The sequence below is a fragment of the Halomonas sp. TG39a genome, from assembly GCF_000744395.1.
GTDB classification, from domain to species: Bacteria; Pseudomonadota; Gammaproteobacteria; order Pseudomonadales; family Halomonadaceae; genus Vreelandella; species Vreelandella ventosae_B.
On the sequence record NZ_JQLV01000001.1, the window covers coordinates 331402 to 347821 of the forward strand.

The 16420-nt window shown below is 51.9% G+C and carries 14 protein-coding genes and 1 tRNA gene; 13 read left to right on the forward strand and 2 right to left on the reverse strand.

All coding sequences use genetic code 11. The features are described 5' to 3' along the window. Nucleotides 1-7 precede the first annotated feature (7 nt). The 4 genes from U738_RS01545 to U738_RS01560 all read left to right on the forward strand — a co-directional run bounded on the left by U738_RS01545 (nt 8) and on the right by U738_RS01560 (nt 3273). Nucleotides 8-1177 (forward strand): M20 aminoacylase family protein, encoded by a 1170-nt coding sequence (locus U738_RS01545; RefSeq protein ID WP_035576685.1) that lies wholly within the window; start codon nt 8-10, stop codon nt 1175-1177. A gap of 75 nt (nt 1178-1252) precedes the next feature. Next, a tRNA-Leu gene (locus U738_RS01550) sits at nt 1253-1339 on the forward strand. Between the two features lie 227 nt (nt 1340-1566). Beyond that, nucleotides 1567-1872, forward strand: a complete 306-nt coding sequence (locus U738_RS01555) for an addiction module antidote protein (protein ID WP_035576686.1) — start codon at nt 1567-1569, stop codon at nt 1870-1872. Between the two features lie 279 nt (nt 1873-2151). Further along, nucleotides 2152-3273, forward strand: coding sequence for a hypothetical protein (locus U738_RS01560; protein WP_035576687.1), 1122 nt, complete (start codon nt 2152-2154; stop codon nt 3271-3273). 757 nt (nt 3274-4030) lie between these two features. On the opposite strand, the gene U738_RS22810 is transcribed toward U738_RS01560, so the two are convergent. Both U738_RS22810 and U738_RS01570 read right to left on the reverse strand, forming a co-directional pair. Further along, the gene (locus U738_RS22810) at nt 4031-5953 is read right to left on the reverse strand and encodes an acyltransferase family protein (protein ID WP_081899013.1); all 1923 of its coding nucleotides are present in this window, start codon (nt 5951-5953) and stop codon (nt 4031-4033) included. Nucleotides 5954-6352: 399 nt separating this feature from the next. Continuing rightward, entirely contained in the window at nt 6353-7723 is a 1371-nt protein-coding gene (locus U738_RS01570; RefSeq protein ID WP_081899014.1) for a glycosyltransferase, read from the reverse strand. Between the two features lie 187 nt (nt 7724-7910). On the opposite strand from U738_RS01570, the gene U738_RS01575 reads away from it, so the two are divergent. The 9 genes from U738_RS01575 (at nt 7911) to U738_RS01615 (ending at nt 16334) form a co-directional block, all read left to right on the forward strand. Then, nucleotides 7911-8678: a helix-turn-helix transcriptional regulator gene (locus tag U738_RS01575; protein ID WP_035576688.1), complete on the forward strand. Its 768-nt coding sequence runs from the start codon at nt 7911-7913 to the stop codon at nt 8676-8678. 149 nt (nt 8679-8827) lie between these two features. Next, entirely contained in the window at nt 8828-9184 is a 357-nt protein-coding gene (locus U738_RS01580) for a RidA family protein (protein ID WP_035576689.1), read from the forward strand. Nucleotide 9185: 1 nt separating this feature from the next. Next, entirely contained in the window at nt 9186-10127 is a 942-nt protein-coding gene (locus U738_RS01585; RefSeq protein WP_035576690.1) for an ornithine cyclodeaminase family protein, read from the forward strand. A 90-nt stretch (nt 10128-10217) separates the two neighbouring features. Then, a complete protein-coding gene (gene dctP, locus U738_RS01590; RefSeq protein ID WP_035576691.1) occupies nt 10218-11291 on the forward strand; it encodes a TRAP transporter substrate-binding protein DctP in 1074 nt (357 codons plus the stop codon). A gap of 99 nt (nt 11292-11390) precedes the next feature. Next, complete coding sequence (locus U738_RS01595) at nt 11391-11936, forward strand: TRAP transporter small permease (RefSeq protein WP_035576692.1); 546 nt, start codon at nt 11391-11393, stop codon at nt 11934-11936. After that, the gene (locus U738_RS01600) at nt 11933-13207 is read left to right on the forward strand and encodes a TRAP transporter large permease (protein WP_035576693.1); all 1275 of its coding nucleotides are present in this window, start codon (nt 11933-11935) and stop codon (nt 13205-13207) included. The genes U738_RS01595 and U738_RS01600 overlap by 4 nt, the downstream gene beginning before the upstream one ends. 28 nt (nt 13208-13235) lie before the next feature. After that, nucleotides 13236-14279, forward strand: a complete 1044-nt coding sequence (locus U738_RS01605) for a histone deacetylase family protein (RefSeq protein WP_027957413.1) — start codon at nt 13236-13238, stop codon at nt 14277-14279. Further along, nucleotides 14272-15384 carry a class II histone deacetylase gene (locus tag U738_RS01610; RefSeq protein WP_035576694.1) on the forward strand — a complete coding sequence of 371 codons (1113 nt, stop codon included), beginning with the start codon at nt 14272-14274 and terminating at the stop codon, nt 15382-15384. The genes U738_RS01605 and U738_RS01610 overlap by 8 nt, the downstream gene beginning before the upstream one ends. Beyond that, complete coding sequence (locus U738_RS01615; protein ID WP_035576695.1) at nt 15381-16334, forward strand: branched-chain amino acid transaminase; 954 nt, start codon at nt 15381-15383, stop codon at nt 16332-16334. Before U738_RS01610 ends, U738_RS01615 begins: the two co-directional genes overlap by 4 nt. Nucleotides 16335-16420 lie beyond the last annotated feature (86 nt).

Below are 16420 nucleotides of genomic sequence, written 5' to 3' on the forward strand. Positions count from 1 at the left end.
GAATATGATGACCACGATTGCCCGCATTGAAGAGTATGGCGATGAGCTGCGCGCTATCCGCCATGATCTACACGCCCACCCCGAAATTGGCTTTGAAGAGCAGCGAACCTCTTCCATCGTCGCGGGCCTGCTGAAAGAGTACGGCGTCGATGAAATTCACACCGGGATCGCCACCACCGGGGTGGTCGGCTTGATCCACGGTCGCCTTGGCCAGGGTAAGCGCATCGGACTACGCGCCGATATGGATGCGTTACCCATGGAGGAGGAGAGTGGTCTTTCGTTTAGCTCACAAACACCTGGACGCTTCCACGGATGTGGCCACGACGGGCATACCACCATGTTGCTCGGCACCGCCCGCTATCTTGCCGAAACCCGCAACTTTGCTGGCACCGTTGTGCTGATTTTTCAGCCTGCGGAAGAGGGGCTGGGCGGCGCTCGTCGCATGATTGCCGAAGGACTTTTTGAGCGCTTTCCTTGCGATGAAATCTATGGGCTTCACAACTCACCTTTGCATGGCCCCGGCGAAGTGGCGCTTTGTGCAGGTCCGGCGATGGCGGGTGCCGATTTCTTTGATATCACCGTGACCGGGCGCGGAAGCCACGGGGCAATGCCACATTATTCCCGCGACCCTGTGGTCGTTAGCGGCGCACTGATTCAAGCACTTCAGAGTATTGTGAGCCGGAATATCAATCCCCACGACCCGGTGGTGCTCTCGATCACTCAGGTACATTCTGGTTCGGCCTATAACGTTATTCCCCAGACAGCCACCCTGGCAGGCACCGTAAGAACCTTTTCCGACAGCGTTCGCGAGCAAACCCGTGAGCGTATGCGGACGCTGGTCGCTGGCATTGCGGCAAGCTATGAAGTTGATATCGATATCGACATTCGCGATGTTTTCAGCGTGCTGGAGAACGCCCCCATGCAGACGGAACTGCTCGCCGACGCCGCCCGGGAAATAGTCGGCGAGGCTAATGTAAGCACTGATAATCAGCCATTGATGGGCAGTGAGGATTTCGCGGATATGCTCAAGGTAGTACCTGGCGCCTACTGCTGGGTGGGCCACAGTGGCAATATCCCAGTGCATAACCCAGCCTTCGTGCTCGGCGACGATATCCTGCCGATTGGGGCCAGCCTATTTTCAAGGCTGATTGAAAATAGGCTGTCGCCCGGTGCATGAATTTTTACGGATCTAGCTGATAACCACATGCTTTTATTGACGCGAGGGATAGTGTCTGTATAATTCGCCTCCATTGCCGGTATGGCGGAATTGGTAGACGCAGCGGATTCAAAATCCGCCGCCTTTACGGGTGTGCCAGTTCGAGTCTGGCTACCGGCACCAACTTTAAAATCAGGCGCTTAGGCGCCTTTTTTTGTGTCTGCGGTTTGAGTTTTCCCCTCCTGAATCTGTCCACCTCAATTTTTGGGGCGTACTTTATAGCGTTGACTAGCTATGCTTAGTTTTAGCTGCAGTGCTGTAGCTTCTAGGCTACTATTTTTGTTCAGCTGTGTTTGTGCGAGACAGGCTGCCTATCACCTAGCTCATTCTCACAACATGAGGGTGAAGAAATGAAAAGCCATGATGATGCTGTGATTACCATGCTTCGTGAAGATCCTGATATGGCTGTCGATTATCTACGCACCGCTTTTGATGAGTTGGATGATGAAGGCGGGGAAACGGCTTTTCTTATGGCGCTTCGCCATGTGGTGGAGGCTCAGGGTGGAATGGCAGTCGTCGCTGAACGGGCCAAGCTATCAAGGGAAAGCCTGTATCGTGCGTTATCGCCTAAAGGTAACCCTACTTTGCGCACAATGACTGCGGTAATAAAAGCCACTGGTGTACACTTTCATGATTTAACCCGGCAGGCTTCGTGAGCAAATTAGTTAGAAGGCCCGAGATAGAGAGGGCTCGCCGCGAGTTGAAGCAAACAGGGACGGGTACCAACTAGCACAAAGGGTTGTGGATAGATGGTGTTCAGGGGGGAAGGCGTTGTGGATAAAGGGGAATGGTTGTGGGGCCAGAAGATGCAATGCGAGAGATTTTTCACCATGTAATAAAATTGGCTATTTTATTAACTGTATTATCTGTTGTGTATATATGGATTGAAGGCAAGTTGTTAAGAAGATTTAAAAAAAAGAATAGGAAAAAATACAGTGAGAAATAATAGCAAGGAAATTGCAGAGCGGTTCGCTGATAAATATAATTCGCTTAATGCTTACCAAAAGTCTGAGTTTAAACGCAAAATATATGGGGATTCAGGCGATGAAATTAGTATTGAGTTTATACTTAAAGCTTTAGATGCGATTGATAAATATAAGTTTGCAGCAAATGAGAATGCCCCTGATGAGAAAGTTAATGATAAAGTTGATGAGTTAAGTAAAATGCTAATTTCTTTATTTAAAACAACCGACGAAGATAAAGGGAGTCAGTCTTGTTCTAATTTATTGTTTGGTATTTATGAGATTTTAAGCTTCATGGAGTTATCTCTGGCCGAGTTAGATGCAGATAGCGTCGCTAAAATAAAAAATGAATACTACTTTCATATTATAAAAAAAACTGAAGGTTCTGAAGCTATATTGGCAGTTAGAAAAATTGAGGAGTGGAAGTCACAATATTTACTAAAAGAAGTAAAAGAATATTTTTTAAATAAAATGTATTCAGAAATAGATAAAGAAGTAGAGAGCTCAATAGGAGATAAGGCTGCAAGAATTAATGAATTAGAAGTAAAGCTCGATAAAATAGAAAGAAAATCAACAATACTAAATGATAAGGAAAATTTAGGAAAGCTTGCAGAGAGTTTTGATAATTTTAAAGAAGAATTAAATAATAAGCTTGGCAATGTTAAGGCTTTAAAGTGGATAATACAGATTTTAACCTTAGCATGTCCGCTTGTGAGCGTTTACTTGGTTTACTTGATACTCTTTGATGAATCAGTTTTAATAGAGTTGAGATATTATATCGGTTTGCTATTTCCTTTTACAGCTTTAACAATATTGTTTATATACTTTTTCAGGTTGACGCAAAGTGAAGAAAATAAATTGAAATCTATGATATGGGGGTTAGATAACAAAATATCAATAATTAACTATTATAGTGCAATGAAAATCGTAAATGATGGAAAAGAAATTGACCCTGAACTAGATAAAGCCATACAAATGGCTATTATCAGGCCAGTTGAGCATGTGAGTATAGAAAATATAAATGTATACGATGGCTTAGCTGCAGTGTTAGAACCAATTTCTAAGATGGCGGGAAGAAATAAGCCAGGTAGCTAAATATATTAATTATTTTGGCTACGTACGTATAATGTATAAAACATAAGTTAATATTTTTGAATCCACTTACGCTTATGGGACTGATGATAAAATGTACTGCCAATTGCAAAGCACTTGTGGATATCTGTGCTGGCTGTGAGGGGTGACAGTGCCAAGAGGGCAAGCAACGCGGTTTTTTTCATCGTTCCTAACGCCTAACTTAAAGTAGGTGTTGGGATCTTATCAAAGAATGATGAGGGCAGGGTATCCCAAATCAGAAAAATTCGCATTTTTGGTCGCTTCGGCATAGTGGGTGCTAAGTGTCCACATTACGACAACATTACTTAGCTTTAACGAGCCAAAACGAGCATTTTTTGTGGTTAAAATCCTTTAAAATCTATTCAGTATGCCATAGTGAGCAGGTGCCCCAAGGCTTCAAAATTCGCCGCCTTTACGGGTGTGCCAGTTCGAGTCTGGCTACCGGCACCACATTTAAAATCAGTCACTTAGGTGCCTTTTTTGTGTCTGCGATTTGAGCTTTTCTCTCCTGAATATCCGAATCTGTCCACTTTTAGTCCACCTCTATTTTTGGGGCGAACCTAATTGCATCGGCTAAATGGTTGGAAGACAGGTGCGGATAACGCATGGTCACAGCGATGGTTTATTTAGGTCATACCGGTGAACGTGACACAGCCAATGCGCAGCACATTGAACAAAACGACAATACTTTTATGGGTAAGGTAGGTGAACTCCTTAAGGTGCCAATCCGTTCATTTTGTTATCTTCCAGCAAGGAGATCCGTCTCCATTATAATAAGGTCAGCTACTCTTTTTGCCCCTTCAACAGACATATGGTCTTCGTCAAAGTAAAAAGAAGTGCCCTCTCTTCCTGCATAACAAACTTCATCGTCACAGTGGATTTCGTCAACATGGACACGATCAATGAATTCCGGGACAGCATATGTATTTTCAAAAAAGGTATTAAATGAATCCCACCAACCTCTCGAAAGACCGTGAATATTTCCATTTACTATTCTGTCTGAGTACACAAGCTCTTGAATACTCCATGGTAACTCCGGTGCTTGATCGACATAGATTACCTGTTTTCCACTAGCTGCAATATCTAAAAGCGTGCTCCTTAAGCTGTCAATAATAGGTTTGTATTTATTCTCACTTCTAATTCGAGGTAAATTAGGATAGACCCCCCGTGGGGTTCCCCAAATTTTTGACGCCATACGATAAGATACGATCACATGAGTGAACTCATCACTCTCTATAATATAGTTGACAGTATTGTTTGCCCATTCTGAACAAGTCGAACTGTCTGCTTGTCCATACGATGCAGCACAACCACTGAACGAGAAATGCGCAACGCCAATTTCAGTTCCTTTTACCTGCTCACCTAAAGCGTAAGCAAGTTCAACCACATGGCTGTCACCAAAAACGGCTATGGCTGCACTTTCATTGTTATACCGGCAAGCATCTTCGGGTTCTATTATATGATCTGAGCTAGCGTGGCACATGTTTCTCATCGGGCTCGCTGTTGCTGTTGAAAGATATGAGCTTTGCTCTTCACTTAAGCGAATTCTATCGGGCATGCCATTACTTAAATGTCCATATAATCCAAAAGAAAAAACAGCCAAGGATACGGCAATAGCCGTAGAAAATACTTTTACTCTGCTGTTAATCCAAGAGCCATCTTTTGCTCTGAATGGCCGCTCTACATAGCGCCAGGAGAAATAAGCTAGCAATAATGCTATAAAGCACAGTGCTAGCATAGTCGTCCAATGAGGGTGCGGAAATATTTTTATCCTAGCGAAAGCCATCAAAGGTTGATGCCAAAGATAAGCGCTATAGCTCACCAAGCCAATCCCAACAACGTATTTCAACGAAAGCAACTTATAAACAAGAGTGCCGGTAGAACAAAACAATATAATCATCGCTGTTCCTAAAACCGGAACCAATGTGTAAGCTGAAGGGAAAGGAATGTCTTCATCAAACATAAAAACTGAATAAAAGATAAGTACAAGACCGAGTGCGGAAAATGTTTGACTCGCCTTTATTGTGTGTTTATGCATATAAAATGCACACATGGCGCCAATTCCAAGCTCCCAAGCTCGAGTAGGTAATAAATAAAAATTAGCCGATGGCGAGTTTCTCCAGCCCCATTCCGATAACAGTAGACTAATACATGATAATCCAAAAATTACAAAACATACTGGATGTTTACCAAATCGCCATAATGCAAAGAGAAGAATGGGAAAGAAAATGTAGAATTGCTCTTCAACTGCCAAACTCCAAGTGTGTAATAAAGGATTTAGCTCAGCAGAAGGAGCAAAGTAATCCTCTTTAGCCCAAAACAAAATATTAGATGAAAAGAAGCTTACGGCTACAAATGCCTGTGAAAAGTCTTTGAATTGTTGCGGTATCATCCATGCATAGGCAAAGGGGATGCAACATAACATAACAAAGAAAAGAGCTGGGAGAATTCTTCTAGCCCTTCGCTCGTAAAATTTAGATATTGAGAAGCAATTATTATCTAAGTCTTTTATTAATATTAATGTAATCAGATAGCCGCTGATTACAAAGAAAACATCAACGCCTATGTAACCGCCGGAAAACAGTGAAAAGCCAGCATGGAAAAAGATTACAGGTAGCACAGCGACCGCTCTCAATCCATCAATCTCTTTACGGTATTCCATTGCCTAAGCCTCATTTTAAATAATCAAAATGAAAGATAAGTGGTAAGGTGTTTTTAATTTTCAGGCAAGTTTTATTTTAAAGTACAATGCTATGCTCAAAAAATAAATAGGAAGGAAGACTTAGATTGATATATGGTTTTGACTTGTCTGACTGCCTTTATGTACAGCTATAGAAGCAATTCTAAACGGAAAATTAGACAATAGTTTATCAAGGAGTGAGTTTGTGGAAAATAAACTGTACAGAGGTGATCTCAGCGTCAAAAAAATGAGCTGATATCATGACGAACTTTACTAATATCAATGTTACTTACAGGCACTGGTTAACTAAAGAGATTGTTTTGTGTGTTTTTACCTAAATACCTGAATTATTAAAGAAATTGTCAACGGAGATTTTGAGACTTACTTCACTGTCTTCTCCAAATGCTCAGCCGCAAGCTGTTGATAGAGCCCCACTAGCTCGGTACTTTTGGCGTCTTCGTGCCAACTAGCGGCGTAGGTTTGGGCGCGTCCGGCGAGCTGTTGGCGCAGGGGTTCATCGTTTAGCAGGCGATTTACCTTGGTGGCGAAGTCGTCATGGTTATCCTCGGCGATTAGACAGCCTTCACCTTCTTTTAGTACATCCAGCGTGCCCATCATGGCGGTGGAAACCACCGGAGTGCCCAGTGCCATCGCCTCCAGCAGGACTAGCCCTTGGGTTTCCGTACGTGATGCAAATACAAAAACGTCGGCGGCGCGGTAGGCCGCTTGCAGCGGGCCGCTGCGGTTGAGATAGCCAAGGAACAGCACCGATTCTGCCACGCCAATTTCCCGGGCACGCTGCACCAGCGAATCGTGGGCCGGGCCTTCGCCGGTAATGATTAGCCGGGTGGTGGGGTGTTCTGCTAATACCTTGGGCAGCATATCAATCAGAAAATCGATGTTCTTCTCAAAAGCGGCGCGGCCTACATAGAGCAGCAATTGTGCTTCTTGTGGCAGGTTGTAGTGGGTGCGAAAGTCGCTGTCATCCTGGCCACCCTGTGAGTGGCAGAACGACTCCAGCGCCAGGCCGGTAGCAATTACCGTGGTAGGCGTGGTCACACCGTAGCGGGAAAGTGCGTCCTGCATTGCCCGTGAAGGAGCGACCAAGGCATCGAGCTGCTGGCACTGGTGCACTGAAAGCCTGCGCGCGGCAAGTCGCAGCCAGCCTCGCGGAAGCCAGCGGATATAGTGATGAATATATTCTTCAAAGAGCGTGTGATAAGTGGCTATCACTGGAATGTTGAGCCGACGACCCAGAGCAACACCGGCATAGTGAGCAGTAAAGGGGGTGTGGACATGAATAAGGTCAAAAGCCACATCTGCAAGCTGTGGTGTCAGGGCGAGCAGATCCCGGTAGCGCATCATGCGATCTTCTGGGTCGCCGGGTATCCGGCGCGAACGGATACGCATCACGCCTGGTTCGTCCACTTGGCCCAACGGGTAGTCGGGGCAGATCAGCGTGACCGAGTGACCCAGGCGTTCAAGGGCGCCGCGAAAGCTGGCGATAGAGGTAGACACGCCGTTGACGCGGGGGAAGTAAACATCCGAAATCATCAGTATTTTCATGCTTCCCGGTTGAGTCTCAGCCGTTGACGCCGTTGCGTGAAGCAGCGTCAACGCAGATGCCTGCCGCGCCTGACGGTCAGCTTCACGTTGCCGGTGCAGCGCATTGCCATTGGCTAACTGGGTGAGAGCCGCGACTTCCTGGTCACTGAGAGAGGCGCTGAGAGGGGGGCGTCGACGCTGTGGCATGTTGTTTAAACTCTTATGGCAGCTTATTCCCACCCTAACCTGAGCCCATGACTGGCAGATGACAGCTTTTCATCCGCTTTGCGCCACTCTGGAGAGCGTTAACCCACAGTTGGCTACTCCCTCGCTTTTTGTTGCTTAGCCGTTTTATAGTGAATAACTCGCATTCGACGAAAGATGGTATTTCACCATGGCCCTTTTTGAGCTGCATAGCCGCAACTTAGCCCAAGAGCAGGTGGCCCATACCCACGATTTTCACCAGCTGATTTTGGCTACCTGTGGCGTTACAGAGCTTTCCATGGAAGGGCAAGGGGAAAGGGTGACCGCCCGCCGTGGCTGTCTGATTCCCTCGTCGCGTCATCACGAGTTTCAGGGTGATGGCAGCAACCGTACCCTGGTGCTGGATATCCCGGTTGCGCACTTAGCCACGCTTGAAAAAGGCAGCGAGATTGAGCGCCTGTTCGATAAGCCGCGCTTTTTTAGCGTGCCTCCGGCGTTAAACCAGCTCACCCACGCCCTGGCCAATCAGCTCGAGCAGTGCCCGGCACTACAGAATGAAATTGCCATTCTGCTACTGCGCGCTCTTTATATGTATTTGCAGGATGCGACGCCAACCGCCGCTGGGCAGCTGGGGCAGCACTGTATTAGTGAACGCCTCGACCTAGCCCGTTTGGACGCTTGGCTGGATCAACACCTGGCCGACGAGATCCGTGTGGAGCAGCTCGCCGCGCTGTGTGCCTTGAGTCCAGGGCATTTTCACAGCTGCTTTCGCGAACTAACCGGCGTGACGCCGTTGGCCTATGTCCAGCGCAGGCGCTTGGAACACGCGCGTACGTTAGTCCGCCATAGCACCCTTAGCCTAGGGCATATCGCCATGCTGGTGGGCTTTCGCGATCAAGGCAGTTTTTCCCGCGCCTATCGGCGTTACTTTGAAATTTCCCCTTCCACAGACCGTTAGTGCCCACCCTTCCGTTAGGTTCTCTCTGAAAGCCGCCTGCATGACTTACGGGCAAATCTACCTCAGTGTCGGGCAAGTAATTTGTTGCCGTGCGCTTTAGTCTTTGAAGAAGCCTTATATCAGCAGCGCTTTTTTCAAGGAGAAACACCATGGGCGTTACCTATCAAGACAGCAATGCGCGAATGAGCCAAGTGGCGGTTCACAACGGCACCGTTTACCTCGCAGGCCAAGTGCCCGCAGATGCTACGGCAGATATGCGTGGTCAAACCGAGCAGGTGCTGGCGCGCATTGATCAACTGTTAGCCCAAGCGGGCACGACCAAAGAGTACCTGCTGTCAGCACAAATCTGGGTCACCAGTATGGCGGAGTTTGACCAAATGAACGCCGCTTGGGATGCCTGGGTGGTGCCTGGTCGCCCGCCCGTGCGTGCAGCGCTTGAAGCCCAGCTCGCTAAACCCGAGTGGAAAGTGGAAATCATGGTGGTAGCCGCGCTGCCGGAGGCCTGATATGCGGGTTGTTTCTGCCCAAGAGGTCGCTCGCCACCTGAAGTGGGACGGCTTAATCAAGCGGCTACACACCACGTTTGTGAACGGCGTGGAGTCTCCTCCTCGCCATCACCATGCGATGCACCGGCCGGATGGAGAAGCCACCATGCTGCTAATGCCCGCTTGGGAAGCGGCGGGTTACATCGGCGTGAAAATGGTCAACGTGTTTCCGCAAAACGCCGACCACGGTATCCCGGCGATCTCGGGGCTTTACTTGCTCAGCGAGGGCAAACACGGCCAGCCGCTGGCGTGTATCGATGGCAGTGAGCTTACCCGGCGCCGCACGGCGGCTGCTTCTGCGCTGGCTGCCCAAGCCTTGGCGAATGAGAATGCAGAAACGCTGCTGGTGGTGGGCACGGGCAAGCTGGCGCCTATGGTGATTGAAGCCCACGCCAGCATACGCCCCATCAAACGCGTGCTGATCTGGGGCCGCAATCCCAGTAAAGCGACGGCGATTGCCGACGAGTACGCCGAACGCTTCGAAACCCATGTGGTGGAGGAATTAGCGGATGCAGTGGCAGAAGCGGACATCATCAGCTGCGTCACGCTCTCCACCCAGCCGCTGATTAAAGGCGAGTGGCTGACCCCTGGCACTCACCTGGATTTGATCGGCGCTTTTCGCCCGCAAATGCGCGAAACCGATGCCTTATGCCTGCGCCGCGCGGAGGTGTTTGTGGACACCTACGCCGGAGCGAAAGGCGAGGCGGGGGACATCCTGCAAGCCATTGATGAAGGCGAGTTCCAGTTTGAGCAGATCCAGGCGGAGCTTGCTGAGGTGCTATCCAGGACTAAATCGGGGCGCTCCGCACCGGACGCCATCACGTTATTCAAATCGGTAGGCGCTTCACTTGAAGACTTAGCGGCGGCGATAGAAGTATGGGAGTCGCTGCCCGAACAGTCATAACGATTGCCATAACAACAACACCATCGCTACCCGATGGGTAGCCACGTCACTCATAACGAAGACCGACCAATAATCAAAACGAGGTGTGTTATGAACGCTAAAAAAACTGTATTTATCGCCGCCCTGGCTGCACTCCCACTGGCTATTGCCAGCGCCAATGCCCAAGCACAATCCTATGAGATGGTGATCGCCACGCAGATTCCGGAAGATATGAGCAATAACGAAATCTATCCGGCGCTGGTGCACTTCAAGAATCTGGTAGAAGCGCGCACCGACGGGGATCTTGAGGTCACGATTTTCGGCGGCGGTCAGTTAGGTTCCGAGGTGGAAAACGGCTCGGAAGTGCAGGGCGGGCGGACGCTGCAGTCGACGATTATGTCGGCCGGGGCGATGTCCTCCTTCTATGAAGACTACCAAGTAGTCACGGCGCCGTTCCTGTTTACCAACTGGCGACAGGCGTGGAGCTTCTTTGATAGTGAATGGTTTGCTGACTTTATGTCCGGCACCGTCGAAGCTGCCGACATGCGTTACCTGGGTACCTTCGACGATGGCGGTGGCTTCGTCGCCTTCACTAACAACGTGCGCTTGATTGAGACCGTCGAGGATTTAGAAGGGCTCAATATTCGTACTGAAGAGAACCCCGCCCACGTGGCAATCATGCGCTCGCTAGGCGCTTCCGCCACGCCGCTGCCCTGGGGCGAGCTGATCACCGCGCTGGAAACCGGCCTTGCCGATGGTCAGTTCAATGCGCCGGTGCTCAACACCACCTTCAACTTCGATGCGGTGACTGACTACACCACGCTCACCGGGCATGTGTATAACAGCGCCCCCTGGATGGTCAGCGAGTCCTGGTACCAGTCCCTGCCGGAAGAGCATCAGCAGGCGGTCATCAGCTCCGCCCGGGAAGCGATTCAACTGAGCCACGGCATGTCGGGTGCCTTGGCCACTGCGAGCTGGGTGGAGTCCTGTGAGCGCTTTGAAGAGTGCTACCTGATGCCCGACGCCGAGCGCGAGCGGATGGCGGAAATTGCCCGTCCCGCTTGGCAAGAGTGGATCGTCGATGACTTCGGCATGGACGAAGCCCGCGTACAGGGGCTGCTGGATGAAGTTGAACGCGTCGGCCAGCAACTGGCTGACGATGATTTCCGCATCTATGGCCAATAAATGCAGGGCTAATAAAGCTGGATCAAAAAAATAGAGTCAATAACGGTTAGCGAACGATAAACGCTGGGGCGATGTGAGGCCCCAGCGTGAGGAAAAACAATGGGCGTTTTAACTCCTTTGCGCCGCTTGAGCGATCTCGTCAATCAGGTGGCCATCGTGGTGTGTGTGGGCTGTATCCTGGCGATGCTGGGCATATCGTTCACTGCGTTTATCTATAAGTTGCTCACTGGCAGCACGCTTAGCTGGACCTACTCGCTGGCGCGGCTGTTTCTGCCCTGGATCGGTTTTCTCTCCATGACGATTTCGCTGCGCTACGGCGAACATGTCGCCATGACCCTGCTGGTGCGCAGCTTGCCCAGAGTGATGGTGCAAGTGGCTGCCGGGCTCTGCCTGGCGGTGATTGGCCTGTTTGCACTGATGCTGACGTGGTACGGCTGGGATTACTTCACCAGTGCCACCCAGGTCTACATGGTCTCCGACCAGATCCGCATTCCCAGCAAGGTTACCGCCATTGTCGTGCCTATTAGTGGCGTCATCATGCTGCTGCACTTGGTGCACGGTTTTGCCCTGCTGGAGCATTTTCTGGATGAGCACGATTTGATTGATGAACTCATAGATACCGCCGATGGGGAGCACCGCTCATGACGCCTGCCATTGTAGTATTCGTACTGCTGCTGTTTATCGGCGCGCCGGTGGCGGTGGTGATGGCGATGTCGGGGCTGGCAGGTGGTTTCGCCCTAGGTGGCGAGCGCATGCTGGGCATTATCGCCGACCGCATGTTCTCCGGCGTTTCGGGGTTTCTGCTGATTGCCGTGCCTTACTTTATTTTTACCGCAGAATTGATGAACCAGGGCGGGCTAACCCATAAGCTGATTGCGTTTAACAATGCGTTGTTTGGCCGGGTGCGCGGTTCGCTCTCCCATGTGAATATTTCGGTTTCAGTGTTTTTTGCCGGGCTGACCGGCGCGGCGGTCACCGATACGGTGGCTATCGGCAAAATAATGATTCCTGAGATGAAAAGGCAGGGCTACGATGCCGAGTACGCCGCCGCGGTCACCGCCTGCTCATCCATCATCGGGCCGATTATTCCCCCCAGCGTGGTGATGGTGGTCTACGCTACTCTGCTGCGGGATATCTCGGTGATTGACCTTTTCGCAGGCGGTATTATTCCCGGCTTGTTAATGGCGCTGGCATTGCTGGGCGTGAGCTTCTTTCTGGCCTGGAAGCGCAATTACCCCAAGGAAGCGCCGACGCCCTTTAAAGCGGCAATGCTCGCCTTTCTAGTCGCGCTGCCCGCCATGGTAGTGCCTTTGATTATTCTTGGCGGGATACTCTCTGGTTTAACCACGATAACCGAAGCCTCGGGCTTTGCGGCGGTTTACGCCATCGTGATTGGCGTGGTGTTCTACCGTAATCTTACCTGGCGCAAAATCTGGGATGCGCTGGTGACCACGGTACGTTTTTCCGGCGTGGTGTTTTTTCTACTCGCAACATCGGCGGTATTGGGCTGGTTCGTCACCCGCTCGGGCATAGCCAGAGATGCGGCCATCATGATCACCACCTTTAGCGATGCAGCCTTTGTGCAGCTGATGCTGGTGTGTCTGCTACTCTTGGTGATTGGCACGGTGATGGATGTGCTGCCGGCGCTGGTGGTCATTGCGCCGGTGTTGGTACCAGCGATGATCCAGCTGGGCTTTGACCCGCTGCACTTCGCCATCTTGATGATCGTGGTACTGAATATTTCCAATGTAACCCCGCCGGTAGGGATGACCTTAATGACCGCCGCACGAATAGCCGAGGTGCCCTATGAACGGGCGATTATTGCCTCGCTGCCGTTTTATGTGTCGTTTTTGGTGGTGATTGTGCTGCTGGCTGCCTTTCCAGCGCTTTCTACCTGGATTCCTTCTTTACTCTAGCGGGCTGCCAAGGATTGCGAATTTAAATATGAAATGCTTCTACCATTCCGATCAGGAATACCACGCGCCGCCGACCTTTCTGCTGCGCGGCCAGCCTGCCCCTTCACCGGAAGGCCCGCTGCGCGCCGAGCTACTTACCCAAGGCTTGGCGAGCGCAGGGCTGACTCTGACTGCACCTAAAGAGGCGGATTCGCCTACGCTGCGTAAGCGCCTTGAGCAGATCCATACGCCGCGCTATCTAACGTTTCTGGACACTATTTACGCCCGCTGGCAGGCTCTGCCCAATGCGGCAGAGGTAGTTGCGCCTAATATTCACCCCTGTGGTGGCGGCTACCACTACCCGCGCCACCCGATTGGCCAGGCGGGCTGGCACCTTCACGATATGGCCTGTCCGCTAAGTGCGACCAGCTTTCAAGGCGCGCTGGCTTCGGCTGCCAGTGCCGAAGCGGCGGCTGAAGAGGTGCTTAATGGTGCGCCAGCGGCCTACGCGCTGTGCCGTCCGCCGGGTCACCATGCTGGGCCTGAACGCGCCGGAGGCTTTTGCCTGCTGAATAACTCGGCGCTGGCCGCTACGGTGCTGCGTGAACGCTTTGCCAAGGTGGCGATCATTGACGTGGACTTGCACCATGGCAACGGCACCCAGGATATTTTCTATCATCGCAGTGATGTTTGGACAGGTTCGCTGCACGCCGACCCTAGCGACTTCTACCCGTTCTTTTGGGGCGGCGCTGATGAAGAGGGAGGCGAGGAGGGCGTAGGCGCTAACGTTAATCTGCCCTTGCCGGTAGGCAGCGACGGGGAGGTTTATCTTGATGCCCTGGCGGTATTAATTGACCACCTACAGCGCTACCAGCCGGATGCCGTGGTAGTGGCGCTAGGCTTAGACGCCCATAAAGATGACCCGCTAGCGGGGCTTACAGTGGAAACCGAGGCGTTTATCGAGGTAGGAAAACGTTTGGCAGCGCTCTCGCTACCCACAGTGATTATTCAAGAGGGCGGTTACCCCACCGAGCATCTAAGTGCCAACTTAGCCGCCTTTATGCAGGGTTACCAGCAGAGGCCCCATGAGTAAAAAAACGACCGGTTTTTACTGGCACGAACGCTGCTTTTGGCATGAGTTGGGCGCCATTGGCGTGTTTTCTGCGCCCGGTGAGTTTTTACAGCCCCAGGCCGCTTCGGAAAGCCCCGAGAGCAAGCGGCGGCTGAAAAATATCCTTGAAGTAAGCGGCCTGATTGATGAGCTTCGCGTGATGAAACCGCCCGCTGCCGCGCAGGAAGACCTGCAGCGCTTTCATACCCTTCGCTATTTAGACGAGCTGCAGGCAGGCGATAAAGCGCGGGGCGGCAATGGCGGTGACTGCGCGCCTTATATGCCGGGCAGTTGGGCGGCGGCCACTCATTCAGCGGGGCTAGCCGTGGCGGCTGTTGAAACCGTGGCGCAGGGCGAGGTGAGCAACGCCTACGCCCTATGCCGCCCGCCCGGCCACCATGCGGAAGCTGACCAGGGGCGTGGCTTCTGCCTGCTGGGTAATATCCCCGTGGCGGTGATGCGCGCCCGCGCTTTGGGGCAGGTTAAGCGCGTGGCGATACTCGATTGGGATGTTCACCACGGCAACGGCCAGCAAGCGGCGTTTTATGGTGAGCCCGATGTGTTGACCGTTTCACTCCATCAGGCGGCCAACTACCCGCTGGAAACCGGCAGCTTTGACGAGCAGGGCGAAGGTGCTGGGGTGGGCGCCAACCTTAACCTGCCGCTGCCGCCGGGCTGTGGCCTGGGCGCTTACGCATACGCTATGGAAACGCTGGTGCTGCCTGCGTTGGAAGCCTTTAACCCCGATATGATTGTGGTGGCCTGTGGTTACGATGCCTGTGCCAAAGACCCATTAGGCAAAATGTTGCTCAACAGTCAGGCGTTCGCCACCATGACCGCCCAGCTTAAAGCGCTGGCCGAGCGCTGCTGCGATGGCAAGCTGGTGTTTATCCACGAAGGTGGCTACTCGGAAGGCTACGTGCCGCTATGTGGCCACGCGGTGATCCAAACCCTGGCGGGTAGTGCGATTGCCGTGCCCGACCCGCAAAACGATGAAATTGCCGCCTGGGGCTATCAGGCCCTGCAACCGCACCAGCAAACCTTAATTGATAGCTGGCGCCAACAGTGGGAGCAACGCAAACAATGACACCGCTTTACGATCGCGATGGCTGGATTTGGCAGGATGGCGAATGGCGCGCGTGGCGCGATGCCAAGGTGCATGTGTTGTCCCATACATTGCACTACGGCATGGGCTGTTTCGAGGGCGTACGCGCTTACGATGGCCCCAGCGGCACGCATTTATTTCGTGCTGCTGAACATACCCGCCGCTTGGCAGAAAGTGCCCATTCGCTGGATATGCCGCTGCCGTTTAGTGAAGCGGAGTTGATCGATGCCCAGCGCGAGTGCCTGACCAAAAACGGCCTGAGCAATGCCTACCTGAAACCTACCGTGTTTTTTGGTGCGGAAGGCATGGGTCTACGCGCCCAGGGGCTGACTACCCACGTGATGGTGGCAGCGTGGGATTTAGGCCCCTACATTTCGCCCCAGGCCGCCACCCACGGCTTACGCGCGCTGACCTCTTCCTGGGCGCGCCATCACGTCAATATCAGCCTCTGCCGGGCGAAAACCAATGGCCACTACGTCAACTCGATACTGGCGCTGAATACCGCGATCAAAGCCGGTTTCGATGAAACCATCATGCTCGACCCGGAGGGCTATGTGGCTGAAGCCTCGGCGGCTAACGTCTTTTTGCTCCGTGATGGCGTGCTGCATACCCCGGAAGTAACCTCCTGCCTGCAAGGCATCACCCGGGATAGCGTGATTCAGCTGGCGCAAAAGGTGCTGGGTATTGAAGTGCGCGAGCGTCGGATTACCCGTGATGAGTTATACACCGCCGATGAGGCGTTCCTGACCGGCACCGCCGCCGAGATACTGCCGCTGCGCGAGCTGGATGGTCGCCGTATTGGTGGACGTGCTGGCGCACCGCCTGTTAACGAACCTATCAGCCCCGACAGTGTTACTGCTCAACTGCAGGGTTTATATCGCCAGGCGGTGCGGGGAGAGTTGGACGATTTCAGGCATTGGTTAACGCCTTAGGGCTATTGGGGTTGGAAGTAAGAACTATGCAACCCCTGTCACCCGCTGCGAGGGCAGGTTGAAGCGAGGGTCTTTTGTCATGGCCG